The 23,970-nt window shown below is 66.4% G+C and carries 24 protein-coding genes and 1 tRNA gene; 20 read left to right on the top strand and 5 right to left on the bottom strand.

What is annotated here, in order from left to right; all coding sequences use genetic code 11:
- The first annotated feature begins 35 nt into the window (after positions 1 to 35).
- Positions 36 to 227: a hypothetical protein gene (locus tag AC13GF_RS01405; protein ID WP_483002887.1), complete on the top strand. Its 192-nt coding sequence runs from the start codon at positions 36 to 38 to the stop codon at positions 225 to 227.
- A 61-nt stretch (positions 228 to 288) separates the two neighbouring features.
- Positions 289 to 364: transfer RNA gene (locus AC13GF_RS01400), tRNA-Thr, on the top strand.
- Positions 365 to 457: 93 nt separating this feature from the next.
- On the opposite strand, the gene AC13GF_RS01395 is transcribed toward AC13GF_RS01400, so the two are convergent.
- Together AC13GF_RS01395 and AC13GF_RS01390 are read right to left on the bottom strand one after the other, a co-directional pair.
- A complete protein-coding gene (locus AC13GF_RS01395) occupies positions 458 to 793 on the bottom strand; it encodes a hypothetical protein (protein WP_483002886.1) in 336 nt (111 codons plus the stop codon).
- 13 nt (positions 794 to 806) lie between these two features.
- Positions 807 to 1,442, bottom strand: a complete 636-nt coding sequence (locus AC13GF_RS01390; protein WP_483002885.1) for a GyrI-like domain-containing protein — start codon at positions 1,440 to 1,442, stop codon at positions 807 to 809.
- Between the two features lie 351 nt (positions 1,443 to 1,793).
- Here AC13GF_RS01390 and cyoA point away from each other — a divergent pair, with 351 nt between their 5' ends.
- The 4 genes from cyoA to cyoD are packed head-to-tail and all read left to right on the top strand — an operon-like array spanning position 1,794 to position 5,825.
- Complete coding sequence (gene cyoA / locus AC13GF_RS01385) at positions 1,794 to 2,849, top strand: ubiquinol oxidase subunit II (protein ID WP_099554396.1); 1,056 nt, start codon at positions 1,794 to 1,796, stop codon at positions 2,847 to 2,849.
- Between the two features lie 2 nt (positions 2,850 to 2,851).
- On the top strand, positions 2,852 to 4,849 hold the full coding sequence (gene cyoB / locus AC13GF_RS01380; RefSeq protein WP_142807521.1) for a cytochrome o ubiquinol oxidase subunit I: 1,998 nt from the start codon (positions 2,852 to 2,854) through the stop codon (positions 4,847 to 4,849).
- Positions 4,846 to 5,484 carry a cytochrome o ubiquinol oxidase subunit III gene (gene cyoC, locus AC13GF_RS01375; RefSeq protein WP_012510428.1) on the top strand — a complete coding sequence of 213 codons (639 nt, stop codon included), beginning with the start codon at positions 4,846 to 4,848 and terminating at the stop codon, positions 5,482 to 5,484. The genes cyoB and cyoC overlap by 4 nt, the downstream gene beginning before the upstream one ends.
- Positions 5,484 to 5,825: a cytochrome o ubiquinol oxidase subunit IV gene (gene cyoD, locus AC13GF_RS01370; RefSeq protein ID WP_005408584.1), complete on the top strand. Its 342-nt coding sequence runs from the start codon at positions 5,484 to 5,486 to the stop codon at positions 5,823 to 5,825. The genes cyoC and cyoD overlap by 1 nt, the downstream gene beginning before the upstream one ends.
- Before the next feature lie 117 nt (positions 5,826 to 5,942).
- Here the strand turns inward: cyoD and AC13GF_RS01365 are convergent, their stop codons facing one another.
- Positions 5,943 to 8,003 carry a putative bifunctional diguanylate cyclase/phosphodiesterase gene (locus AC13GF_RS01365; RefSeq protein ID WP_483002884.1) on the bottom strand — a complete coding sequence of 687 codons (2,061 nt, stop codon included), beginning with the start codon at positions 8,001 to 8,003 and terminating at the stop codon, positions 5,943 to 5,945.
- A 149-nt stretch (positions 8,004 to 8,152) separates the two neighbouring features.
- On the opposite strand from AC13GF_RS01365, the gene radA reads away from it, so the two are divergent.
- The 4 genes from radA to AC13GF_RS01345 all read left to right on the top strand — a co-directional run bounded on the left by radA (position 8,153) and on the right by AC13GF_RS01345 (position 14,436).
- The gene (radA, locus tag AC13GF_RS01360) at positions 8,153 to 9,529 is read left to right on the top strand and encodes a DNA repair protein RadA (protein ID WP_483002883.1); all 1,377 of its coding nucleotides are present in this window, start codon (positions 8,153 to 8,155) and stop codon (positions 9,527 to 9,529) included.
- Between the two features lie 144 nt (positions 9,530 to 9,673).
- On the top strand, positions 9,674 to 11,530 hold the full coding sequence (locus AC13GF_RS01355; RefSeq protein WP_483002882.1) for an ATP-binding protein: 1,857 nt from the start codon (positions 9,674 to 9,676) through the stop codon (positions 11,528 to 11,530).
- Positions 11,531 to 11,578: 48 nt separating this feature from the next.
- Positions 11,579 to 13,885, top strand: a complete 2,307-nt coding sequence (locus AC13GF_RS01350) for a tetratricopeptide repeat protein (protein ID WP_483002881.1) — start codon at positions 11,579 to 11,581, stop codon at positions 13,883 to 13,885.
- A 92-nt stretch (positions 13,886 to 13,977) separates the two neighbouring features.
- Complete coding sequence (locus AC13GF_RS01345) at positions 13,978 to 14,436, top strand: YqhG/Tai3 family protein (protein ID WP_483002880.1); 459 nt, start codon at positions 13,978 to 13,980, stop codon at positions 14,434 to 14,436.
- 40 nt (positions 14,437 to 14,476) lie between these two features.
- Here the strand turns inward: AC13GF_RS01345 and AC13GF_RS01340 are convergent, their stop codons facing one another.
- Positions 14,477 to 15,271 (bottom strand): cytochrome C assembly family protein, encoded by a 795-nt coding sequence (locus tag AC13GF_RS01340; protein WP_032127560.1) that lies wholly within the window; start codon positions 15,269 to 15,271, stop codon positions 14,477 to 14,479.
- Between the two features lie 122 nt (positions 15,272 to 15,393).
- Here AC13GF_RS01340 and ffh point away from each other — a divergent pair, with 122 nt between their 5' ends.
- The 10 genes from ffh (at position 15,394) to AC13GF_RS01290 (ending at position 22,411) form a co-directional block, all read left to right on the top strand.
- On the top strand, positions 15,394 to 16,770 hold the full coding sequence (gene ffh / locus AC13GF_RS01335; RefSeq protein WP_004149025.1) for a signal recognition particle protein: 1,377 nt from the start codon (positions 15,394 to 15,396) through the stop codon (positions 16,768 to 16,770).
- A gap of 91 nt (positions 16,771 to 16,861) precedes the next feature.
- Positions 16,862 to 17,938: an NAD(P)H-dependent flavin oxidoreductase gene (locus AC13GF_RS01330; protein WP_483002877.1), complete on the top strand. Its 1,077-nt coding sequence runs from the start codon at positions 16,862 to 16,864 to the stop codon at positions 17,936 to 17,938.
- Positions 17,935 to 18,717, top strand: a complete 783-nt coding sequence (locus tag AC13GF_RS01325; protein ID WP_483002876.1) for an aminotransferase class IV family protein — start codon at positions 17,935 to 17,937, stop codon at positions 18,715 to 18,717. The genes AC13GF_RS01330 and AC13GF_RS01325 overlap by 4 nt, the downstream gene beginning before the upstream one ends.
- A 131-nt stretch (positions 18,718 to 18,848) precedes the next feature.
- Positions 18,849 to 19,109, top strand: a complete 261-nt coding sequence (gene rpsP, locus AC13GF_RS01320; RefSeq protein ID WP_005415733.1) for a 30S ribosomal protein S16 — start codon at positions 18,849 to 18,851, stop codon at positions 19,107 to 19,109.
- A gap of 44 nt (positions 19,110 to 19,153) precedes the next feature.
- Complete coding sequence (gene rimM, locus AC13GF_RS01315; RefSeq protein WP_010483256.1) at positions 19,154 to 19,666, top strand: ribosome maturation factor RimM; 513 nt, start codon at positions 19,154 to 19,156, stop codon at positions 19,664 to 19,666.
- Between the two features lie 8 nt (positions 19,667 to 19,674).
- Entirely contained in the window at positions 19,675 to 20,433 is a 759-nt protein-coding gene (gene trmD / locus AC13GF_RS01310; RefSeq protein WP_483002875.1) for a tRNA (guanosine(37)-N1)-methyltransferase TrmD, read from the top strand.
- A 153-nt stretch (positions 20,434 to 20,586) separates the two neighbouring features.
- Entirely contained in the window at positions 20,587 to 20,988 is a 402-nt protein-coding gene (gene rplS / locus AC13GF_RS01305; RefSeq protein ID WP_005408597.1) for a 50S ribosomal protein L19, read from the top strand.
- Between the two features lie 82 nt (positions 20,989 to 21,070).
- A complete protein-coding gene (locus AC13GF_RS01300) occupies positions 21,071 to 21,451 on the top strand; it encodes a DUF6404 family protein (protein WP_483002873.1) in 381 nt (126 codons plus the stop codon).
- 79 nt (positions 21,452 to 21,530) lie between these two features.
- A complete protein-coding gene (locus AC13GF_RS01295) occupies positions 21,531 to 21,965 on the top strand; it encodes a DUF1801 domain-containing protein (RefSeq protein ID WP_483002871.1) in 435 nt (144 codons plus the stop codon).
- Between the two features lie 38 nt (positions 21,966 to 22,003).
- A complete protein-coding gene (locus tag AC13GF_RS01290) occupies positions 22,004 to 22,411 on the top strand; it encodes a DUF1801 domain-containing protein (RefSeq protein ID WP_483002869.1) in 408 nt (135 codons plus the stop codon).
- A 68-nt stretch (positions 22,412 to 22,479) separates the two neighbouring features.
- Here the strand turns inward: AC13GF_RS01290 and AC13GF_RS01285 are convergent, their stop codons facing one another.
- Positions 22,480 to 23,952, bottom strand: a complete 1,473-nt coding sequence (locus AC13GF_RS01285) for an MATE family efflux transporter (RefSeq protein WP_483002867.1) — start codon at positions 23,950 to 23,952, stop codon at positions 22,480 to 22,482.
- Between the last annotated feature and the right edge of the window lie 18 nt (positions 23,953 to 23,970).

Genomic DNA, 23,970 nt, shown 5'->3' with positions numbered 1-23,970 from the left:
CTGTACCTATGAGTAAAACGACGTTCCGAGCCACCATGAAGTGGGTCAACCTCGTGGTGGTGTTGCTGATCATCATTCTGGCGGCCCGCTACCTGTGGAGCCGGACCATGAGCGGGCAGCTGGGTGGCATGCACGACATTGCCCTGACTGGATTCGTGTTTTTCTGCCTGTTCTTGGTTTTTTTGACCGTTCAGTCGATCCGCCGTGGCAGGGTGGGGCAGGGGTAGACCCTGGGGGGGGCGGCTTCAATTGACCTGCTGACCGGCACCCTCTAGAATTACCTGCTAAGCCGGAATAGCTCAGTTGGTAGAGCGGCGCATTCGTAATGCGTAGGTCGCAGGTTCGACTCCTGTTTCCGGCACCAGTTGTAATGAAAAGCCCCGGCCTTGGTCGGGGCTTTTTGTTTCTGCATTTGAAGCAATCGGCGGTCAACAGCTTCCCCGATGAAGCCATGACCTCATCGGCGCCCCACGATCACCGTTTCCCGCGCCAACCACCACGCGAGCTGCCGCAGGTACCCGCCCATCGCGCCTGCCAGCATGGCCAGCAGCAACCTCCGCACACGGTGCAATGCTCGCTCTGCGTACTCCCGCAACCACGGTAGCATCGCCGCGCTCTGTGCACCCAGCAACACCATCAGCACGTCCAGCCCCAGCGCATCCACCATCGGCAACAACGGCAACAGATCCGGATTGCAGGCCAGCACGATCACCAGCAGCGTGCCAAGCATGGCCATCGCGCGCCGCCCAGCAGGAAGCGTGGCCCAGTGCCGCAGTCGGTCGATCAGGAACATGGCAGCCCTTGTGTCATGAACGTGCATCCTTGCCGGGTTCAAGCGCCCGCACCGGCTGCCGAAGCACAGTCTTCAACCGCGCCGCGTCGGTCTTGCGCGGATCGCTCAGGTAGATCTCGTGATGGGGGCCGGCGAAGGCATATCCCATTGCAGGCATCAGTTCGTTGTGCAGATGGGCGAGGGCCGTACCCTCGTCATCGTAGGCGCCTACATGCAGGGTCTGCAGGCAGAGGCCTTCTTCAAGAGTTTCATGGCGAAGGCTGGCCGGGACCTCGCCCAGTTTCTTCGCCGCCTTGGTGATGGCCGCCTCCAACTGCGCTGGACTGATCCCGTCCGGCGTCCGGATCATCACTGTCCAGGCCCACTCATTCTTGCGGCGTGCCACAAAGCTCGACGGATCCTCGGCGGTCCAAAGCGCTTCCAGCGGTGGCACCACGTAGTCCTGGCCCCCGGCCTTCAGCGCGAACTTCAGTGCATAGCTCACCGAGTACAGCCACTGCACCGCCTGCACATACGCGGGGGCGGTATTCGGATCACCGTGGCCGTCGACCATCAGGTAGGGCAGGGGCGGTACGTCGACCCGTACGAACTTGCCGGTGGGCGGTTGATAGAGCGCCCGGTCGTGCTTCTTGAAGTCGATCTTGTCCACGGGCCTTCCTCCTGCGCCGAGCATCCCACGCCAGGCACCCGCCAGCACGCCTGAACAGGTTCAGATGACTTTGCCGAACGAGGGCGGAGCAGCCGCCATCGCCCGATGCTAGGATGCCGCCCCTGGTGTTCTGCCCGCCGCGCCTGCGCGGTGCGACAACGTGTCGCAGCCAGAAACGGGCCTTTCCTGCGCTCGATCATTGTCAATGCCTTTCTTAAATGGTGGGTGACGGCCTAAAATTGAAAGGCTGACTCGACCCCACCTCCCTACCTGTCTTCCGGACCGGTGGGACCGGCTTTGGCCGGAACAGGCAGGACGGGGAACGGCATTCCCTCGCAATTGGATCGACCGATGATTCCGTTGAAAACCCTTGGGCGCTGGTTGCGCCCGGGCCTGCTGTTGTCGTTGCTGGTGATGCTCACCGGCTGCGATGCCGTGGCCATCCTCAGTCCGAAGGGCCAGATCGGCCAGGATGAGAAGACCCTGCTGATCACGGCCACCGTGCTCATGCTGCTGGTCGTCATCCCGGTCATCATCATGACCCTGACCTTCGCGTGGAAGTATCGCGCCTCCAACACCAAGGCCCGTTACGAGCCGAAGTGGTCCCACTCGACGGCGATCGAGGTGGTGGTGTGGTCCATTCCCTGCATGATCGTGCTGGTGCTGGCGGTCCTGACCTGGCGCTCGTCGCACGCACTGGACCCGTACAAGCCGCTGGATTCGGACGTCAAGCCGGTCACCATCGAGGCGATCTCGCTGGACTGGAAGTGGCTGTTCATCTATCCGGAAGAGAAGGTGGCGGTCGTCAACGAAATCAAGTTCCCGGTCAACACGCCGCTGAACTTCAAGATCACGTCCGATTCGGTGATGAATGCCTTCTTCATCCCGCACCTGGGCAGCATGATCTACTCGATGGCTGCGATGGAGACCAAGCTCCACCTGATTGCCAACGAGACCGGTGAATTCCCGGGCATGTCCTCGCACTACAGTGGCGCAGGCTTCGCCAAGATGCACTTCACCGCCTACTCGGTCACCGATGCCGAATACCGCCAGTGGCTGGACCAGGTCCGCGCCGGCGAGCAGACCCTGGACAAGGCCTCGTTCAAGGCCCTGGGTGAAGCACGCAACGCCGAGTGGTACCCGGTCACCTACTTCGGCAAGACCGAAGAAGGCCTGTTCGACTGGGTCATCGCCAAGCACATGGGCGACAACAAGCATTACGGCATGAAGCACGAGCACAAGGCCCCGGCCGATGGTGCCGCCGCTGAAGGCCACGATGCCCATGCAGGTCACGAGGGCCACCAAGGCCATACCGACGCTGCTGCCGCTCCGGCCGAACACGCCGGACACACTGCTGACGAACACGCCGCCGCCGGTCACGCTGGCCACGCGGGTTCGGGAGAATGAACATGTTGGGAAAACTCTCTCTTGAGTCGATCCCCCACGATCCGATCGTGCTGACCACCCTGGTCGGCGCGGTGCTGGGTGGCCTGGGCGTCATGGCCCTGATCACCAAGTTCAAGCTGTGGGGCTATCTGTGGAAGGAGTGGTTCACCTCGGTGGATCACAAGAAGATCGGCGTGATGTACCTCATCGTCGCCTTCGTCATGCTGCTGCGCGGTTTCTCCGACGCCATCATGATGCGTACCCAGCAGGCGCTCGCCGTCGGTGGGTCCGAGGGTTACCTGCCGCCGCACCACTACGACCAGATCTTCACCGCCCACGGCGTGATCATGATCTTCTTCGTGGCGATGCCGCTGATCACCGGCCTGATGAATCTGGCCGTGCCGCTGCAGATCGGTGCGCGCGACGTCGCGTTCCCGTTCGTCAACTCGCTCAGCTTCTGGCTGTTCGTGTCCGGTGCGGTGCTGATCATGCTGTCGCTGTGGATCGGTGAGTTCGCTGCCACCGGCTGGCTGGCGTTCCCGCCGTTGTCGGGCATCGAATACAGTCCAAGCGTCGGCATGGATTACTACATCTGGGGTCTACAGGTCGCAGGCCTGGGTACCACGCTGAGCGGTATCAACTTCTTCATCACCATCCTGAAGATGCGTACCCCCAGCATGAAGCTGATGCAGATGCCGGTGTTCACCTGGACTGCCCTGGTGACCAACGTGCTGATCGTCGCTGCTTTCCCGGTGCTGACCATCACCCTGGTGCTGCTGACCCTGGACCGTTACCTGGGTACGCACTTCTTCACCAATGACGGTGGCGGCAACGCCATGCTGTACATCAACCTGATCTGGATCTGGGGTCACCCGGAGGTGTACATCCTGGTCCTGCCGGCGTTCGGTGTGTTCTCCGAAGTCATCGCGACCTTCTCGCGCAAGGCGCTGTTCGGCTACAAGGGCATGGTCTACGCCACCGCCTGCATCGGCGTGCTGTCGTTCATCGTGTGGCTGCACCACTTCTTCACCATGGGCTCGGGTGCCAACGTCAATGCCTTCTTCGGCATCACGACGATGATCATCTCGATCCCGACCGGCGTGAAGATCTTCAACTGGCTGTTCACCATGTTCCGCGGTCGTGTGCAGTTCACCACGCCCGTGCTGTGGACCATCGGCTTCATGGTCACCTTCACCATCGGCGGCATGACCGGCGTGATGCTGGCGATCCCGGCCATCGACTTCGTGCTGCACAACAGCCTGTTCCTGATCGCCCACTTCCACAACGTCATCATCGGCGGCGTGGTGTTCGGCATGTTCGCCGGCATCACCTACTGGTGGCCGAAGATGTTCGGCTTCCGCCTCAATGAGTTCTGGGGCAAGTGCGCGTTCTGGTGCTGGTTCATCGGCTTCTACGTGACCTTCATGCCGATGTACGTGCTGGGCTTCATGGGCATGACCCGTCGTCTGCAGAGCACCGTCAACCCGGCCTACGAGCCGCTGCTGCTGGTGGCCGCTGCAGGTGCCTTCATCGTGGGTGCCGGCATCCTGTGCCAGATCATCCAGGTGGCCGTGTCGATCCGCGACCGCAAGAAGACCGCCGACCTGACCGGCGACCCGTGGGATGCCCGTACGCTGGAGTGGGAAACCTCTTCGCCGCCGGCCTTCTACAACTTCGGCAGCCTGCCGGAAGTCACCGAGCTGGACGATTTCTGGGAGCGCAAGCAGCGTGGTGAAGCCTGGCCGAAGCCGGCCAAGTACACCGACATCCACATGCCGCGCAACACCGGCACGGGCGTTGTCATCGGTGCCTTCAGCCTGGTGTTCGGCTTCGCGATGATCTGGCACATCTGGTGGCTGGCCATCGTCGGCTTCGTCGGCATGATCGCCACGTTCATCTACCGCACCTTCGACCAGGACGTGGACTACTGGGTCCCGGCCGCCGAGGTGGAACGCATCGAGAACGAACACCGCAAGCACCTGGAATCCCAGGGCCTGGTGAAGTCGGAGCTGAAGGCATGAGCACCAATACCTCGACCCTGAGCCACGGGCACGCCGCGCAAGCGGCGGCCCATGGCCATGACGACCACGAGCACCACGACACCGGCGGCAACACCGTCTTCGGTTTCTGGGTGTACCTGATGAGCGACTGCCTCATCTTCGCCTCGCTGTTCGCCACCTATGTGGTGCTGGCCGGCGGTACCGATGGTGGCCCGACCGCGAAGGACCTGTTCGAACTGCCGTTCGTTGCATGGGAAACCGCGCTGCTGCTGACCTCCTCGCTGACCTTCGGCCTGGGCATGATTGCCATGCACCGCAAGCAGATGGGCCAGATGTACCTGTGGCTGGGCATCACCTGGCTGCTGGGCTTCGGCTTCATGTGCATGGAAGTGTGGGAGTTCCAGCACCTGATCCACCAGGGCTACGGTCCGGACCGCAGTGCCTTCCTGTCGGCGTTCTTCGCCCTGGTCGGTACCCACGGCCTGCACGTCAGCGCCGGCCTGCTGTGGCTGCTGGTGATGTTCGTGCAGCTGAAGAAGTACGGCCTGACCCCGACCAACAAGACCCGCATGGCGTGCCTGAGCCTGTTCTGGCACTTCCTGGACCTGATCTGGATCGGCGTGTTCTCCGTCGTCTACCTCAATGGAGCCCTGTAATGGCACATGACAACCATGCACACGACCACGGCACCGGCGGCGAAAGCCATGGCACCGTGAAGTCGTACCTGATCGGCTTCGTGCTGGCGGTGGTGCTGACCGTCATCCCGTTCTGGATGGTGATGTCGGGTGATTTCTCGCGCACCGTCAACGGTGTGGTGATCGCGATCACGGCGGTGCTGCAGATGCTGGTCCACCTGGTGTTCTTCCTTCACCTGGACCGCTCTTCGGAAAGCCGCTGGAACGTCAACGCTGCGGCCTTCACCGTGGTGGTGATCGGCATCATCGTGGTCGGCACCCTGTGGGTTATGCACAACATGAACGTGCACATGATGCACTGACGTCCGCGCGACGTTGCCACGCAGAAAGGCCGCCCTCGGGCGGCCTTTCTGTTTGTCTGCGGATGGGTAGTGCCGGCCGCTGGCCGGCAATCGCGGGAAGCCGGCCAGCGGCCGGCTCTACCCCGCCACGCGGCGCAGGAACTCTTCGGCCTCCATCGGCCGGCCCAGGTGGTAACCCTGCAACTGATCACAGCCCAGTTCGCTCAGGTATTCGCGCTGCGCCTGCGTTTCCACGCCCTCGGCCACCACCTGCAGCTGCAGGGTGCGTCCCAGCGCGATGATCGACGAGACGATGGCGGCATCCTCTTCATTGCATTCCAGATCGTGCACGAACGCGCGGTCGATCTTCAGTTCGGTGGCCGGCATGCGCTTCAGGTACAGCAGGCTGGAATAGCCCGTGCCGAAGTCGTCGATGGCAATGTGCACGCCCATCGCGGTCAGGTCGTTGAGAATCGCCAGGCTGGCATCAACGTCCTTCATCGCCGTGGTCTCGGTGATCTCCAGGGTCAGCCGTGCCGGCTCGATCCGGTGCCGCTCCAGTACCTCGCGCACGCTGTCCAGCAGGGCCGGGGAGGAGAACTGCAAGGGCGACAGGTTCACCGCCATCGACCATCCGGTGTGACCGGCATCGTGCCACGCCCGCAGCTGCGCACAGGCGCGGTCCAGCACCCAGTCGCCGATGGGCAGGATCAGGCCGCTGCGCTCGGCGATGGGAATGAACACATCCGGCGCCAGCAGGCCCAGCTCCGGATGCTGCCAGCGCAGCAGCGCCTCGGCGCCAGTGGCCGGTGCACCCGCGGCCGGGAACTTGGGCTGGTAATGCAGGACCAGTTCATTGCGCGTCACGGCCTTGCGCAGGTCCTGCAGCAGGCGCAGCTGGCGGTTGGCGCTGAGCTGCATCGACGGGGTGAAGAACGTATAGCCGTTCCGGCCCGTTTCCTTGGTGTGGTACATCGCAGCGTCGGCGTGTGCCATCAGCTCGCGCTCGTTGCCGGCGTCATCCGGATACAGGGCGATGCCCAGGCTGGCGCTGACCTGCAGCTCGGCCGCATCCAGCAGGAACGGTTCGCCCGCCGCCGCGATGATCCGCTCGGCGACCACCACCGCATCGTCGGGAATGTCGATGGCCAGCACGATCACGAACTCGTCGCCGCCAAGGCGGGCGAAGGTGTCCTGCGGCCGCAGCAGGCCGCCAATACGCTGCGCCACCGCCACCAGCAGGCGATCTCCCAGCTGGTGTCCGTACGCATCATTGACCGCCTTGAAGCCGTCCAGGTCGCAGAACATCACCGCCACCGCATGGCTGCGGCGCCGCGCCTTCTCGATGGCCTGCTCGATGCGGTCCTGCAGCAGCATGCGGTTGGGCAGCTGGGTCAGCGGGTCGTGCAGGGCGGCCTGGATCAGCTTGTCGTTGGCGTGTGCCAGTGAATCGGCCAGCAACCCGGTGCGCACGCGCATCTGCCGGTCGAACAGCGAGGCGACCAGCGCGATGCCCAGCGTGGCCACGGTGGTGACGATCACGAGCACCGCCAGCCAGCGCGTATCGATGCCACCGCTGCCGACCGCGCCGCAGATGCTGCCCTCCGGGAAGCGCGCCGCGGCCATGCCGGTGTAGTGCATGCCGACGATGGCCAGGCCCATTACCAGCGAGGCCAGTGCGCGCAGGCGCATGGTGTTGCGCTGCTCGGTACGCAGGCGGAAGGCGATCCACAGCGCCGCACCTGCGGCGCCGATGGCCACCGCGATGGAGGCGGCGAACCAGCCCGGGTGATAGTCGATGCCCGGCTGCATGCGCATCGCGGCCATGCCGAGGTAGTGCATGGTGGCAATGCCCAGGCCCATCAGCACGGCGCCGGCCAGCAGGCGTCGCCACGGCAGGCTGGGCCGCGACACCAGCCATAGCGCATAGGCCGAGGCGCCGATCGACACGGCCAGCGAGTACAGGGTGATGCCAAGGTCGTAGCCGACCGGAATCGGCAGGTCGAAGGCCAGCATGCCGATGAAATGCATCGACCAGATGCCCAGGCCCATCGCCGCCGCGCCGCCGGCCAGCCACCAGCGGGCCACGCGGCCCTCGGCCGTGGCCAGGCGGCCGGCCATGTCCAGCGCCGTGTACGAAGCAAGAATGGCCACCAGCAGGGAGATGGCGACCAGGCTCTGACTGTAACTGCCAGTCATGTTGAATCCAGAGGGGGAGGGAGGGGCGCCCGCAAGGCGCACGCCCGCGACAGCTATCGGCGCGGGCGGGCGGGACTTGAGCGGTCGCAGCACCTGCGACCCGGCTCGGCTATCCTGCCACGCCTGTTCCCGTTGCTGGAAATCATCCAATGGCAAAAGCCCGCACCGCCTACGTCTGCAATGAATGCGGCGCCGAATTCAGCAAGTGGCAGGGCCAGTGCACCGAGTGCAATGTCTGGAACTCGCTGTCGGAAATCGTGCTGGAGAGCGCGGCGGCGGCCAAGGCGCCGGCGTCGCGCCGGGCGGGCTGGGCTGGCAAGATCGACCCGCCGAAGATCACCGCGCTGAAGGATGTGGAGCAGACCGAGCATCGTCGGGTCTCGACCGGCATCGGCGAGTTCGACCGCGTGCTCGGCGGCGGCCTGGTCGAGGGCGCGGTGGTGCTGGTCGGTGGCGACCCCGGCATCGGCAAGTCGACCCTGCTGCTGCAGGCGGTGGCGAAGATGGCGGCCGAATTGCCGGTGCTGTACGTCACCGGCGAAGAGTCGCTGGCCCAGGTGGCCGGCCGCGCGCATCGCCTGGAGTTGCCGCTGGATGGCGTCAATGCGCTGGCCGAGACCGGCGTCGAGTCGATCCTGCAGCACGCGTCCAAGGCCGGCCCGCGGCTGATCGTGGCCGACTCCGTGCAGACCCTGTGGACCGAGAGCCTGACCGCCGCGCCGGGCTCGGTCAGCCAGGTGCGCGAGAGCGCTGCGCGGCTGGTGCGTTTCGCCAAGGAGACCGGCACCGCCGTGTTCCTGGTCGGCCACGTGACCAAGGAGGGCGGCATCGCCGGCCCGCGCGTGTTGGAACACATGGTCGATGCGGTGCTGTATTTCGAAGGCGAGAGCGGCAGCCGCTTCCGCCTGCTGCGCGCGTTCAAGAACCGCTTCGGTGCGGTCAACGAACTGGGCGTGTTTGCGATGGGCGACAAGGGCCTGAAGGAGGTCTCCAATCCATCGGCGATCTTCCTGTCCGGTGGCAGCACCCATCAACCGGGCAGTTGCGTGATGGTCACCCGCGAGGGCACCCGGCCGCTGCTGGTGGAGGTGCAGGCACTGGTCGATGCATCTCCGCTGTCGAACCCGCGCCGTGTCGCGGTTGGCCTGGAGCAGAACCGGCTGGCGATGCTGCTGGCGGTGCTGCATCGCCACGGCGGCGTGCTGGTCGGCGATCAGGACGTGTTCGTCAACGTGGTCGGTGGCATCCGTGTGCAGGAGACCGCCGCCGATCTGCCGGTGCTGCTGGCGGTGCTGTCCTCGCTGCAGGACAGGCCGCTGGCGGAGAAGACCATCGCCTTCGGCGAAGTCGGCCTGTCCGGCGAGATCCGTCCGGTGCCCAATGGCGAAGATCGCCTGCGCGAGGCCGCCACCCATGGCTTCAAGCGCGCCATCGTGCCCAAGGCCAATGCGCCCAAGGGTGGTTCGGTGAAGGGTATGGAAGTGATCGCGGTGGAGCGCCTGTCCGAGGCCATCGACGCGGCGTGATCGCGCCGGGCATGGCTCGGCGTCACCACCGCGCACGTGGAATACGGCGGCCGACACAGCAACGGTCAGCCTGCCTGTGCTAGTTTTTCCCGCTCGACGAAAGCGCCCTCTGGCGTCTTTCCGTGCCCAGGAGTAAACGATTACATGCAGGACACCGCGCTCACCGCCCCCAACGCCGAAATCCGTCGCGCCGGGGTCGATCTCAATGGACTGATGACGGTGCTGGGCAAGCACCTGTATTCCACCCCGGTGGTGGCACTGCGTGAGCTGGTGCAGAACGCGCACGACTCGATCATCCGCCGTCGCATCGAACAGCCCGGCATCGAAGTGCCTTCGCGTATCTCGGTGCAGGTCGATGCCGGTGCCGGCGTGCTGCGCATCACCGATACCGGTGCTGGCCTGACCCGCCAGGAGATCCACGATTACCTGGCTACCGTCGGCGTCGGCTATACCCGTGGCCTGCGCCAGGACGGCGAGGACGATGAGGGCCTGATCGGCATGTTCGGCCTCGGTTTCCTGTCGGCCTTCGTGCTGGCGCGCCGGGTCAGCGTGCGTACCACCTCGTACCAGACGCCGGATCTGGGTCATCTGTACGTGTCCAGCAACGCCGAGCAGTACACCGTCAGCGAAATGCCGGCGCGCGCGGTCGGCACCGAGGTGGAGCTGGAGCTGCATCCGGATTTCCTGCCGCTGGCCAACGAGGCGCGGTTGCACGAGGTACTGGGTCGCTACTGCGCGTTGTTGTCCGAGCCGATCTTCATCGGCGCTGCGGGCGAGGCGCTCAATCCCGAGCCGCCGCCGTGGCGCGGGCAGGGTGATGTTGCCCTGCATCCGGTGCAGGCGCGCCGCCAGGCGCTGCAGTTCGCCGCGCGTTTCGAACATGATTTCGAGCCGATCGTCACCGTGCCGTTGCGTGCCGATGGCAACAGCGATGCCACCGGCCTGTTGTGGGTGCAGGACGGCGCTACCTACGGCACCAGCGACAACCGCAACCTGTCGGTGTTCGTGCGCGGCATGTTGCTGGACGACGATGCGCGCGACCTGCTGCCGCCGTGGGCGGGCTTCATCGGCGGGGTGATTGAATCCTCGCGGCTGACGCCCACCGCCAGCCGCGAAGACCTGCAGCGCGATGACCAGTACCGCGCCGTGCAGCATGCGCTGCTGGAGGCGCTGATTGATGGCCTGGCCGACGTCGCGCGGCAGCAGCCGGAAGCGTGGCGACGGGTGCTGACCCGCCACAACGAGGCCCTGCTGGGTGCGGCACTGTGCGACGACCGCCTGTTCGACCTGCTGCTGGAACACGTGCGCGTGCCGACTTCGCAGGGCGACCTGCCGGCCAGCGCACTGCCGGCGCGGGGTGCCGTGCATGTGATCCTCGACAACGGCGGCGGCTTCGAGGAAATGCTGTTCCGCGCGATGGGCGTGCCGGTCGCGCATGGCCATCGCTATGCCGTGGTGCCGTTCCTGCGTCGCTGGGCCCAGGCCAAGGGCCTGCGCCTGGTTGAACTGGGGACCGAACAGGGCAACCGTGCGCTGTTCCGCAGCGATGACAGCCTCGACGAGGCGCAGCTGGCATGGCTGCGCGAGCAGCTGGGTGACGGCGAACAGTTGCTGCCGGCACGCTTCAGCCCCGAGTCGCTGCCGGTGGTGGTGGTACCCGACCGCGAGGCTGAGCTGAAGCAGCGGCTGGAAGACGACGAGAACGATAAGCGCGTTTCGATGGCCGCGCTGCGCCTGGCGCGGCAGTTCACCGCACGCATCGAATCGCGGGCGCCATCGCGGTTGTACCTCAACCTCGACAACCCGGCGGTGCAGGCACTGTTGCGTGCCCAGCGCGACGGGCATCCACAGGCCGAAGCTGCAGCACGCCTGCTGCGCTCACTGAAGATCATCGTTGCCGCACAGGGCCGTCCGTTGGCCCGCGCGACCGCCACACCGGGCCCGGATCTCAACGGCGCCTTTACCGATATCGCCGGTGCCCTGCAGCAGATGCTGCGCTGAGCACCGCATCCTCTCATCCAGCCTTCGCTAGACAGGAGCACTTACCCCATGGACATCTGGAACTGGGTCGAAAAACTGCAGGGCGACCTGCGCCAGGCCGGCCAGGCGCAGAATGCGCACCTGCTGAACCGCCTCGCCGACGAGGTGAGCGAACTGCGTGTCGACCGCGTCGACGCGCTGCTGCCCGAAGCGCGTGCGCTGGGCAAGGCGCTGGACAACCCGTGGGTCGACGTCTACGTCGGCCACTGGGCGCTGCGCAACCGCGTCGGCAACCGCGTCGAAGGCGAGAGCGCGCTGGGCGAAGCCGTGGCGCTGTTCGAGCGTGCGCATCGCGAGGATACGCTGGAATGCCCGCAGTCGATCTGCGTGACCCAGGATCTGGCGGCCTGCTACGGCAACATCGATGGCCCGGGCTGGGTGCCAGAGCGCATCGAGGTGTGCGATGAAACGCTGGGTCGCATCGATCCGAGCTGGGCCTGCTTCCAGTGCCTGAGCTGCGAAAAGGCCGATGCGCTGCTGGATGATGGCCGCGGCCAGGACGCGCTGGACTACCTGCAGGTGCAGTCGGATGCGATCGAGGCCAGTGGCAAGGAAGTGTTCGACAGCTTCCCGGAGATGCAGATCAAGATCCTGCTGGGCATGGGCCGTGCCGAAGAAGCGCTGGTGCTGATCGAGAAGCGCGAGGCCGAAGTGGCAGCGTCCGGCGAGTATGAGCCGGCCAACTGCACGGTGCCGCGCAGCCTGTCCAAGGCGTGGGCGCTGGCCCAGCTGGGCCGCGACGAAGAAGCCGTGCAGCAGCTGGTGCCGTGGAGCGAACTGACGCCTACCTACTGGCGGCTGTGGGCGAACACCGCCGCAGCGCTGTGCCGGCGCGATCCCGCACGCAATACCTGGGATCTTGGCACGCGCTTCAACACCATCATCGAACACTTTGCCGAGGTTGGCTCGCACCGCCTGCTGATTGAAGTCGCTGCGCTGAGCCTGGAGCTGGCCCTGCAGCGCGGCGCGCGCTGGGTGGCGCTGCGCCAGCTGGAACTGGCGCGTACCCATCTGGCGCAGCTGCGCCAGGACCGTGGTGCGGCAGCGCTGGTGGCTGGCCTGGCCGCACGCATCGATGCATTGCCGGACGTTGCGCCGCTGCCGGTGCCGGCCAGCGAACTGCTGGCCTGGCTGCACGAGCAGGGGGAACAGAACCAGTCGCGCGATCCGGAGCGTGAGGCGCAGTGGTTGCTGCAGGCACAGGCGCAGCTGCCCGATGATGAGGCGCTGGCCGAGATGGCCGCCTCCGCCTTGAGCGCCTGTGGTGCACAGACCGAAGCGCGGGCATTGCTGTGGCGCTTCGTGCGCGCGCACACGCAGGATGATGGTCCGGCCGCCTACACGCTGATGCGTTGGCTGACCGAGCAGGGCGACGACGACGGCCTGCGCCTGCTGGCGGATACCTATCGCGGCAGCGTGCCGGTGTTCGCGCACTGGTGCGAGGTGCAGCGTGCCCGTCGCGTGTCCGATTGGCCGGCGCTGGAGCAGGCCGCGCAGGCGCTGCTGGCGGCATCGCCAGGTTCGCATGGTGCACGTGGCACGCTGGCGCGGATGTACATGGAAACCGGCCGCTTCAGCGAGGCGCAGGCCTGCTATGCGCAGCTGGTGGAGCTGCTGGAAGAACCGAATGCCGCGCATTGGGACCACATGAGTGCGGCCAGCGCGGCACGCGACTGGGATGCAGTGCGCCGCTCGGCGGCCGCGATCGGCATGGAGCTGTCCAGCCAGGACGGCGTGGTCGAGGAGCCGTGGGGCTGGGTGATCATCCGCAGCGAAGAGAACGGCGAGCCGATGGAATACTACGCACGCCGCAGTGGCCCGGTTACCGCACGCATCGTCGAGAACGCGCCGGCCAACCGTGCGCAGCAGGTGGGCGACTGGGTGGTGTTCGATGCCGCACTGGTGCATCCGGCGCCGGAAGAGGAGGAAGCGCGCGAGCATTTCATCCCGACCTATGCACAGGTGCACGTGCTGGAGCGCGGTGGTTTCGCCCGCAGCTGGCTGATTGACGGCGCGCACCCCGGCGAAGAGGCCTGGAACGACTTCGTGGAAGCGGCTGAAGCGCAGGGCTGGAAGGTGTGGTCGCACAGCCGTGCGGACTACACCGTGACCGATCCGGATATGGAGGAGGGCACGCTGCCGGGCCTGCTGTTCACGGTCGCCCAGCCGCAGGACCATGCGCCGCTCGCGCTGCACCGTTTCCTGCAGCAGGAGACCGCGAAATGGCTGTATCCGCATTGCTGGCTGCGATTGGCCGAGGCCTGTGACCAGGATCGCCAGCCGCACCTGGATGTGATCGAGCGTTACGGGTTGTAAGCCCGGTATCGGGTAGTGCCGGCCGCTGGCCGGCAACGCCATGAGATGCTGTGTTGCCGGCCAGCGGCCGGCACTACCTCAAGGAGAATTACGTGCGAAAGACAGGGATGTTCGTGATCGCCGGGCTGCTGCTGGCCCCCACCGTGCAGGCTGCACCCGCCTGCCGGGAGCCTGCGGCTGTGGCCCGCGCCTTCTACGAGGCGACGACCGGCAACGGTGATCTGCTGGACCCGCCGGCCGCGCTGGTCAGCCCGGCTTTCGGCAAGGCGCTGCGTGATGAGCGTGCCTGCCAGCAGCGCGAGGAAGGCATCTGCACGATCGATTCCGATCCGTGGCTGGATGCGCAGGACGGCGATATTGAAGCCCCGGTGCGCTACAGCTGGAAAGAGACGTCGGCCACCGCCGGCCAGGTCGAGATGCGCTATTCGGTATGGAAGAAGGCCTACGTGACCCGCCTGCCGATGGTGCGCCAGGGCCAGGGCTGCTGGCAGGTCGATGACATCCTCACCAACAGCGGCCGTTCGGTGCGGAAGATCCTGGCCCAGCCTTGACGGTAGCGCCGGTGGGTGCCGACCGTTGGTCGGCACGCTTCTATCGCGAATGCCCGAACACCAGTTCGATCACGAACTGGCTGCCGAAGAAGGCCAGCAGCAGCAACAGCATTGCCGCCAGCGTCCAGTGCACCGCCTTCATGCCCCGCCAGCCGTAGCGGCGGCGGCCGATCAGCAGCACGCCGAATACGATCCACGACAGCACGCTCAGCACGGTCTTGTGCACCAGCTTCTGTGCCAGCAGGTCGTCGACGAACAGTACGCCGGTGACCAGGGTCAGGGTCAGCAGCGCGAAGCCGACGGTGATCACCCGGAACAGCAGCGATTCCAGGTCGGCCAGCGGCGGCAGCGCCCGCAGCCACGGGCGGAACTCGCGGCGGCGCAGTGCGCGTTCCTGCAGCCACAGCATGATCGCCAGCAGCGCGGCGATGCTCAGCGTGGCGTAGGCCAGCAGCGCCAGCCAGGCGTGGCTGGCCAGGCGCCAGCCCAGCACCTTGCTCGGTTCGTGGCCGTAGCCGTGGTAGGCCAGCAACAGTACCGCGGCCAGCGGGAACACCACCACGCCCAGTGCCGACATGCGCCCGCGTGCGCCGACCAGCGAGGTCAGCCAGGCCATGCCCAGGCCGACCAGCGACAGCGCGGCGAAGAAGTGCATGTCCGGCCCGCCGTTGGTGCGCATCGCCACCATCACGTGGTAGCCGCCGTGCAGCAGCATCGCCGGCAGGGCGGGCCACAGCCAGGCGGGGGAGCCGGTGCTTTCATCGCGGCCAAGCGCACGCACCAGCAGGGCGCTGGCGGCCAGGTAGAGCAGGGCGGCGATGAGAACGATTAACATCGTTGCAGTTTCGCATACCCCTGCGGCGGTGGCGACGGCCCTGTGGTCGCAGTCCGGGGAGGGGAGCGGACCCGTTATACTGTCTGCATTATTGTCCCCCGCTTTCAGACAGGTTGCGCCGCATGTTCGAGTCCCTGACCCAGCGCCTTTCCGGCACCATCGAGCGCCTGCGTGGCCGCGGCCGCCTGACCGAGGAGAACATCCGCGAGGCCACCCGTGAGGTCCGCATCGCGCTGCTCGAAGCCGACGTTGCGCTGCCGGTGGTGCAGGCCCTGATCGAGCGCATCAAGGTGCGCGCGGTCGGCCAGGAAGTGCTGAAGTCGCTGACCCCGGGCCAGGCCCTGATCAAGGTCGTGCGCGACGAGCTGACCGCGGTGATGGGCGCCGAAGCCAGCGACCTGAACCTCAATGTGCCCGCGCCGGCCATCATCCTGATGGCGGGCCTGCAGGGCGCCGGCAAGACCACCACGGTGGGCAAGCTGGCCAAGCACCTGAAGGAAAAGCGCAAGAAGAAGGTGATGGTGGTCTCGGCCGACGTCTACCGTCCGGCCGCGATCGAGCAGCTGAAGACCCTGGCCGAGCAGGTCGGCGTGCTGTTCTTCCCGTCCAGTGCCGACCAGAAGCCGGAAGCCATCGTCCGCGCCGCCATCGACGATGCGCGCAAGTCCTTCGTCGACGTGCTGCTGGTCGATACCGCCGGCCGCCTGGCCATCGACGAAGCGATGATGGCCGAGATCAAGGCCCTGCACGCTGCGGTGAATCCGGCCGAAACCCTGTTCGTGGTCGACGCCATGACCGGCCAGGACGCGGCCAACACCGCCAAGGCGTTCGGCGACGCGCTGCCGCTGACCGGCGTGGTGCTGACCAAGACCGACGGTGACGCCCGCGGCGGTGCCGCGCTGAGCGTGCGCTACATCACCGGCAAGCCGATCAAGTTCGTCGGTGTCAGCGAAAAGCCGGAAGGCCTGGACGTGTTCCACCCGGACCGTATCGCCAGCCGTATCCTCGACATGGGCGACGTGCTGTCGCTGGTCGAGCAGGTCGAGCAGCAGGTCGACAAGGACAAGGCGGCCAAGCTGGCCGAGAAGGTCGCCAAGGGCAAGAAGTTCGACCTGAACGACATGCGTGACCAGCTGGAGCAGATGCAGAACATGGGCGGCATTGGCGGCCTGATGGACAAGCTGCCGGGCCTGGGCAACATCCCGGATCATCTGAAACAGCAGGTCAGCCAGGGCAAGGAAGTCCCGCGCATGATCGCCATCATCAGCTCGATGACCAAGAAGGAACGGCGTAACCCGAACCTGCTCAACGGCTCGCGCCGCGCGCGCATCGCCAAGGGCTCGGGCGTGACGCCGGCCGACGTCAACAAGCTGATGAAGCAGTACATGCAGATGGAAAAGATGATGAGCAAGATGGCCGGCGGTGGCATGAAGGGCATGATGCGCAGCATGAAGGGCATGATGGGCGCCATGGGCGGCCGCGGCATGCCGTTCCGTTGATGCAGCGACGGGGCCGGCGCGCATTGCGACGCGGCCCCGGTCACAATGACTGGCGTATGCTGGATGGCGACTTCTCCAACAGGTATGTCGCGTGAACGCATCGCCGATCCTTGAACGCGCCGACACCTTCTGTCGGCGTTTTTCATTGCAGCTTCCGATCCTGTTGGCACCGATGGCCGGTGCCTGCCCGGTGCCGCTGTCGGCTGCGCTGGCCAATGCCGGCAGCATGGGGGCAATGGGCGCGGTGCTGTCGTCGTCGGCCGATATCGGTCGTTGGATGGAGGACTTCCGCGCGACCTCCACCGGCCCGGCACAGGTGAACCTGTGGGTGCCGGATCCCGTGCCGGCCCGTGACGTTGCCGCCGAGGCCGCCAGCCGCGCCTTCCTCGCGCAGTGGGGCCCGGACGTGCCGGCCAGCGCCGCCGACGCCACGCCCGCCGACTTCGAAGAGCAGTTCGCCGCGTTGCTTGCGGCACGCCCGGCGGTGGCCTCGACCATCATGGGCGTGCTGCTGCCGCGCCACGTGCAGCAGTTGAAGGATGCCGGCATTGCCTGGATCGCCTGTGCGACCACGTTGTCGGAAGCGCGCGCGGCGCAGGACGCCGGCGCCGATGCGGTGGTGGCGCAGGGCGTGGAGGCGGGCGGCCATCGCGGTGCATTCGATCCGGCGATGGCCGAGCGCCAGCTGGTCGGCCTGTTCGCGCTGCTGCCGCGCCTGGCCGATCACCTGCAGATTCCGGTGATTGCTGCCGGTGGTATCGCCGACGGTCGCGGCATTGCCGCCGCGCTCACCCTGGGGGCCAGCGCAGTGCAGATCGGCACCGCCTTCCTGCGCACGCCCGAAGCGGCGATCGCTTCGGCGTGGGCCGATGGGCTGGCCGCCAGCGAACCGGAAGATACATGGCCGACCCGCGCCTTCAGCGGTCGCCTGGGCCGTGGCCTGGCGACACCCTATGTGCGCGCCGCCGCTGCGGAAGGCGCCCCCGCGCCGCGTCCGTATCCGGTGCAGCGCGGGCTGACCGCGCCGATGCGCAAGCAGGCCGCGCAGGAAAACCGCCTGGCGGCGATGCAGGCCTGGGCAGGGCAGTCGGCGTGGATGGCGCCCGCACAGCCGGCCGCCGACGTGCTGCGCGGCATCTGGGAACAGGCGCAGGCACTGCTGCGATGACGCTGACCTGCAACGGCCTGCCGGCACAGGTGGAGGATCTGCTGCCAGCGCTGGTGAACTACGGCCACTTCACTTCGCTGCAGGTGCGCGACAGCGCAGCGCAGGGCTTGGACCTGCATCTGGCGCGGCTGTCGCAGGCCACGCGCGAACTGTTCGGCAGCGAATTGGATACGGCGCAGGTGCGGGGCTGGATGGCGCAGGCGCTGCGGCAGGCCGGCCTCGCCGATGCGTCGCTGCGGGTGACGGTGTATTCGCGCCACTTCGATTTCCGCAACCCGCTGGCGGCGGTGCCGGTGGACGTGCTGGTGGCGGTGTCCCAGCCGGTGACGCTGACCGCCTCCAAGCGCGTGCGCAGCGTGGCCTGGCAGCGTGAGCTGCCGCAGATCAAGCATGTGGGCACGTTTGGCCTGTTCGCCGAGCGTCGCGCGGCGATGGTGGCGGGCTTCGACGATGTGCTGTTCGTGACCGCCGATGGCCACGTGAGCGAAGGCAGCACCTGGAACCTGGCCGTGCACGATGGCGAACGGCTGCTCTGGCCGCAGGCACCGGCCCTGCGGGGGACCGCCGAGACGCTGCTGAAGCAGCATTGGCCCGGCGCACAGCTGACGCGGCCGTTCGCACTGGCTGAACTGGACAGTGTGAAGGCCGCTTTTGCCTGCAACGCCAGCGGCCTGTGGGCGCTGGAGGCCATTGACGGGCATGTCCTGCCCGGCTCGCAGGCGCTAGCTGAACAGGGCAGGGCGGTGCTGGCGGCGGCGGCTTGGGACGGTCTGGGGTGAAAAGTCCCGCCGGGCATGGCCCTGCGCTACCGTGAAGATGGATACAGCCCGGGGTTGGCTCGGCCGGGCTCTGCCGCTATAATCGCCCGCTTACCTCGCCATCCTGGCGACTGGGCAATAGGAAAAACACCATGGTCAAGATTCGACTGACCCGCGGCGGCGCCAAGAAGCGTCCGTTCTACCACATCATCGTCACCGATGTGCGCAGCGCGCGCGACGGCCGCAACATCGAGCGCGTTGGCTTCTACAACCCGGTCGCCCAGGGCGCCGAGAAGCGCATCGAGCTGGACCTGGCCCGCGTTGACCATTGGGTCAAGAACGGCGCCCAGCCGACCGACAAGGTCCGCAACCTGATCAAGGAAGCGACCAAGTCTCAGGCCGCTGCGGCCTGATCCTGACGGGCCACGCTTCGGCGTGGCCCTCTTGGTTGAAGCAGATGAAAGATATCGAGCGCCGCATCCTGCTGGGCAGGGTTGTCGGCGCTTTTGGTGTGCGCGGCGAGATCAAGCTCGAGTCCTGGACCGAGCCACGTTCCGCCATTTTCCGTTACCAGCCGTGGATCGTGCGCAGCCCGTCCGGCGTGGAAACCACGATTGAAGGTGTGCGCGGCCGCGACAGCGGCAAGCACCTGGTCGCCCGTTTCCCCGGCGTCGAGGACCGCGATACCGTTGAAGCGATGCACGGCACCGAGATCTACGTGGCCCGCAGTGCATTGCCGCCACCGAAGCCGGACGAGTACTACTGGGTGGACCTGGAAGGCCTGGACGTGAAGACCACCGAGGGCGTTGCCCTGGGCCAAGTCTCGCACCTGTTCAGCACCGGCGCCAACGACGTGGTGGTGGTCCGGGGTGACCGCGAGCGGATGATCCCGTTCGTGCAGCCGGACTTCGTCAAGTCGGTCGACTTCGAGGCCAACCTGGTCGTGGTCGACTGGGATCCCGAGTTCTGAGTGTGAGCATGCGGTTCGACGTCATCACCCTGTTCCCCGAGTTCCTCGCCCAGTCCGCTGGACTGGGCGTGGTCGGGCGCGCGCAGGAGAAGGGGTTGTTCAGCCTGCATGGCTGGAACCCCCGTGATTACGCCGAAGGCAACTACCGCCGGGTGGACGACCGTCCGTTCGGTGGTGGCCCGGGCATGGTGATGCTGATCGAGCCGCTGCAGGCCTGCCTGCAGGCGATCCGCGATGCTGATCCGACCCCGGCGCGGGTGATCTACCTCAGCCCGCAGGGGGCGCCGTTGACCCAGGCCAAGGTGCGGGAGCTGGCGGCACTGCCGCGCATGGTCCTGCTCTGTGGCCGCTACGAGGGCATCGACGAGCGTTTCCTGGAATCCAATGTCGACGAGGAGATTTCCCTCGGCGACTACGTGCTGTCCGGTGGCGAGCTAGGCGCGGCGGTCATCATCGACGCCGTGGCCCGCCTGCAGGACGGTGCCCTGAACGACGCCGAATCGGCGGCGCAGGACAGCTTCGAGGGCGACCTCGGCCTGCTCGACTGCCCGCATTACAGCCAGCCGGCCCAGCACCCGCTGGGTGACGTGCCGGATGTGCTGCGCTCGGGCAACCACGCGGCCATCGCGGCCTGGCGCCGCCAGCAGTCGCTGGTCCGTACCGCCCAGCGGCGCCCGGACCTGCTGGATGAACAGGCGCTGGGCAAGGCCGACCGCAAGCTGCTGGAACAGGGCCGTCAGGCCCGGAAACACAAGGCCAGCCCCTAGCGCAGGGCTGGCTTTATCGGCTATCATGGCCAATTCCGCCAGCCTCGGCCGGCGCGCGCAGTACCCAAAACAAACGTGCAGCACAGTCCCGTGACTGCATGAGCCTACGTTGTCGACACGACACGCCCACCCGAACAAGAATCGGTGTAACCCATGAGCAAGCTGAACAAGTCCATCGTCGCGGAATTCGAATCCGCCCAGATCACCCGTGAACTGCCGAAGTTCAGCCAGGGCGACACCGTTGTCGTCAACGTGAAGGTGAAGGAAGGCAGCCGCGAGCGCGTGCAGGCCTACGAAGGCGTTGTCATCGCCACCAAGAATGCCGGCCTGAACTCCTCGTTCACCGTCCGCAAGATCTCGCACGGCTACGGCGTCGAGCGCGTGTTCCAGACCCACAGCGCCATCATCGACTCGGTCGAAGTGAAGCGTCGTGGTAAGGTCCGCGCCGGTAAGCTGTACTACCTGCGTGGCCTGGAAGGCAAGGCTGCCCGCATCAAGGAAGACCTGGCTGCCGCTGCTGCCGCCAAGGCTGCCCGTCTGGCCGAAAAGGCCTGATAAACAACTTCGGTTGTTGCCGCGACGGCCACCTTCGGGTGGCCGTTTGCGTTTCCGGCATCGCATCGGCCACGATCAGGTGATGAACGATATCAACCCGCGCTATCCCGCCGTGATCCAGTCGGCGTTGCTCTTCCTCGACGGCAAGGGGCTGGCACGCGTGCAATCGGCGCCGTTGCTGCATCGCCTGCTGTGGCGCGTGGGCATCGCACTGCCACCGCCGATCCTGGCCGGCTTCGGTACCAACGCGCTGGTGCAGGGCCTGCTGTTCGGGTTGTTCTGGACCGCGCTGATGTGGCTGATGCTGTGGCAGGGCAGTGAGCGGCCGTTGGCACTGCTGCTGGTGGCCGGGCTGTTGGCCGGTGCGCTGTTCGGCATGGTGATGGCGGCCCTGATGCGCTCGCTGCGCCGCCACCGCAAGCTGCCGGACTGGCGCCAGTTCCGGGCGCGGCAGGCGGACTGAGCCGATGGCGCACCGCGCCGTGACCTCCAGGCGCGCGTCGCGCTAGGCTGCGATTCCATCCCGATGGACGTGCCGTGCGATGCCTGCCAAGCGAACCGCACCTTCCGCCGCGCCCACGCTGTTGTCCGGCGGCAACCCGCAGATCGCCAAGGGCGAAGGCGATGCCCCGGTGCAGGCGTATATCGCGGCGATGCCGGACTGGAAGCGGCCGATCGGGGCGCAGCTGGATGCGCTGATCGAACGGGCCGTACCCGGGGTGCACAAGGCGGTGAAGTGGAACTCGCCGATGTATGCGGTGGCCGCGGGCGAAGGCTGGTTTCTCAGCTTCCATTGCTTCACCCGCTACATCAAGGTGGCGTTCTTCCGTGGCGCTGCACTGAAGCCGATGCCACCTGAGCCGTCCAAGAGTGCCGATACGCGCTACCTGCACATCCCGCAGGATGGCGCGCTGGATGAAGAACAGTTCCTCGACTGGGTGCGCCAGGCCGCCGCGTTGCCCGGCGAGCGCATGTAACCCCGACATTCTGATTCCTTTCCCGACGAGAACCGCTGATGGCCACGCACGCGCCGAACCCTGCCGATGCCGGAACCCCGGCAGCTGAACTGATCGATGCACGCATCGCCGAGCTGGGCGACTGGCGTGGCGAAGTGCTGGCACGCGTGCGTGCGTTGATCCATGAAGCGCTGCCGGACGTGCAGGAAACCTGGAAGTGGCGCGGTACACCGGTGTGGGAGCACAACGGCATCCTGTGCACCGGCGAGACCTACAAGCGGGCGGTGAAGCTGACGTTTGCCAACGGGGCGGCGCTGGCCGACCCCAAAGGCCTGTTCAACGCCAGCCTGGAGGGCAACACGCGGCGCGCGATCGACATCCATGAAGGTGCGATGCCCAATGGCGCGGCGTTGAAGGCGTTGCTGCGCGCAGCGGCCACGTTCAACGCGGCGAAGAAGAAACGCTGACCGTCTTCTGTAGAGCCGAGCCCATGCTCGGCTGACAGGCCTGTGCGGACCAACGGTCCGCACCCACCTCAACGCGGCGGCGCTGACTCCAGCGCGGCATCCGGGTCGGCCACCGGCGACGGCGGACAGGCCGGAATCTCCGACGGCGTGGCCAGTTCTTCGGCGTGCGAGGGCTTGCCCATCATCTTCGCCTTGCGCCAGCCGCCCCAGCGGTAATACGCCAGCGACAGCAGCATCGACACCAGCGAGCTGACCGGGAAACTCCACCAGATCGCATCGGCGCCCCAGTACGGCTGCAGCAGTTCGGCGAACGGCACGCGCACGCCCCACAGCGAGCCGGCCAGGATCAGCAACGGCGGAATGACTGCGCCGGTGGAGCGCACCACGCCGGAGATCACGAAGCTGACGCCGAAGAACAGGAACGAGCCAATCACCACGTGGTTGAGGTGGCGGGCGATGTCCAGCGCCTGGCTGGCCGGTGGCAGGAACAGCGCCAGCAGCTGCCGGTCGAACAGCACCAGCGGCAGGATCAGCGCGCCGGTCAGCAGGAAATTGAACAGCACGCCCTGGCGCGCGGTGCCGCGCACGCGGTCCCAGCGCTGCGCACCGACGTTCTGTGCGGCCATCGACGAGCACGCCGCACCGATCGCCATCGCCGGCATCTGCAGGTAGTTCCACAGCTGCAGGGCAGCGCCGTAACCCGCGCCGGTGTCGGTGCCGTACTGGTTGACCATGGTCATCAGCAGGATCACCGACAGCGAGATCAGCACCATCTGCAGGCCCATCGGCACGCCCTTGATCACCAGCGCCTTGAGGATGGTCATGTCGAGCTTGAACAGGCGCATGTCGGCGCGGCCCAGCCACAGCGTGTGGCGCTTGTACCGCATGTACAGCAGCAGGCCGGCCAGCGACAGCGTCTGCGCGACCAGCGTGGCCCAGGCCGAGCCGGCAATGCCCAGCGCGGGGAACGGCCCCATGCCGAAGATCAGCACCGGGTTCAGCACGATGTCCAGCGCCACCGACACCATCAGGAAGCGGAACGGCGTGCGCGAGTCACCGGCACCGCGCAGCGCGGCGGTGAGGAAAGCGAACGCATACAGCGTCGGCATCGCCAGGAAGATGATCTGCAGGTAGGCCTCGGCCAACGGCAGCGAGGCGGCAGGCGTGCCCATCGCCGCCAGCAGGGGATGGGCCATGAACCAGCCGGCGATGGCGATGATCACCGACAGGCCGATGAAGAAGGTGGCGCTGGTGCCGACCACGCGCCGCGCCTGCGCGATGTCGCGCGCGCCGATCGCCTGGCCGATCAGGATGGTCGAGGCCATGCCGAAGCCGAACACCGAGCCGATCAGGAAGAACATGATGTTGTTGGCGTTCGCGGTGGCGGTCAGTGCCGCCTCGCCGAGGAAGCGCCCGACCCAGACCGCATTCACCGAACCGTTCAGCGACTGCGCGATGTTGCCTGCCAGGATCGGCAGTGAAAACAGCAGAAGATTGCGGCCGATCGGGCCGGAGGTCAGGTCAAGCGGCGCTTTGGCCATGGAGTGGTGATCGAATCC

The organism is Stenotrophomonas sp. 22LJNL06-5-1 (assembly GCF_056861455.1).
The sequence above is the reverse complement of the archived record's forward strand: the minus strand, read 5'-3'. Positions and strand labels throughout refer to the sequence as shown.

Coding starts and splice junctions, on each gene's coding strand:
- AC13GF_RS01405 (WP_483002887.1), top strand. CDS start 36: ATGAAGTGGGTCAACCTCGTGGTGGTGTTGCTGATCATCATTCTGGCG.
- AC13GF_RS01395 (WP_483002886.1), bottom strand. CDS start 793: ATGTTCCTGATCGACCGACTGCGGCACTGGGCCACGCTTCCTGCTGGG.
- cyoA (WP_099554396.1), top strand. CDS start 1,794: ATGATTCCGTTGAAAACCCTTGGGCGCTGGTTGCGCCCGGGCCTGCTG.
- cyoB (WP_142807521.1), top strand. CDS start 2,852: ATGTTGGGAAAACTCTCTCTTGAGTCGATCCCCCACGATCCGATCGTG.
- cyoC (WP_012510428.1), top strand. CDS start 4,846: ATGAGCACCAATACCTCGACCCTGAGCCACGGGCACGCCGCGCAAGCG.
- cyoD (WP_005408584.1), top strand. CDS start 5,484: ATGGCACATGACAACCATGCACACGACCACGGCACCGGCGGCGAAAGC.
- AC13GF_RS01365 (WP_483002884.1), bottom strand. CDS start 8,003: ATGACTGGCAGTTACAGTCAGAGCCTGGTCGCCATCTCCCTGCTGGTG.
- radA (WP_483002883.1), top strand. CDS start 8,153: ATGGCAAAAGCCCGCACCGCCTACGTCTGCAATGAATGCGGCGCCGAA.
- AC13GF_RS01355 (WP_483002882.1), top strand. CDS start 9,674: ATGCAGGACACCGCGCTCACCGCCCCCAACGCCGAAATCCGTCGCGCC.
- AC13GF_RS01350 (WP_483002881.1), top strand. CDS start 11,579: ATGGACATCTGGAACTGGGTCGAAAAACTGCAGGGCGACCTGCGCCAG.
- AC13GF_RS01340 (WP_032127560.1), bottom strand. CDS start 15,271: ATGTTAATCGTTCTCATCGCCGCCCTGCTCTACCTGGCCGCCAGCGCC.
- ffh (WP_004149025.1), top strand. CDS start 15,394: ATGTTCGAGTCCCTGACCCAGCGCCTTTCCGGCACCATCGAGCGCCTG.
- AC13GF_RS01325 (WP_483002876.1), top strand. CDS start 17,935: ATGACGCTGACCTGCAACGGCCTGCCGGCACAGGTGGAGGATCTGCTG.
- rpsP (WP_005415733.1), top strand. CDS start 18,849: ATGGTCAAGATTCGACTGACCCGCGGCGGCGCCAAGAAGCGTCCGTTC.
- rimM (WP_010483256.1), top strand. CDS start 19,154: ATGAAAGATATCGAGCGCCGCATCCTGCTGGGCAGGGTTGTCGGCGCT.
- trmD (WP_483002875.1), top strand. CDS start 19,675: ATGCGGTTCGACGTCATCACCCTGTTCCCCGAGTTCCTCGCCCAGTCC.
- rplS (WP_005408597.1), top strand. CDS start 20,587: ATGAGCAAGCTGAACAAGTCCATCGTCGCGGAATTCGAATCCGCCCAG.
- AC13GF_RS01300 (WP_483002873.1), top strand. CDS start 21,071: ATGAACGATATCAACCCGCGCTATCCCGCCGTGATCCAGTCGGCGTTG.
- AC13GF_RS01295 (WP_483002871.1), top strand. CDS start 21,531: ATGCCTGCCAAGCGAACCGCACCTTCCGCCGCGCCCACGCTGTTGTCC.
- AC13GF_RS01290 (WP_483002869.1), top strand. CDS start 22,004: ATGGCCACGCACGCGCCGAACCCTGCCGATGCCGGAACCCCGGCAGCT.
- AC13GF_RS01285 (WP_483002867.1), bottom strand. CDS start 23,952: ATGGCCAAAGCGCCGCTTGACCTGACCTCCGGCCCGATCGGCCGCAAT.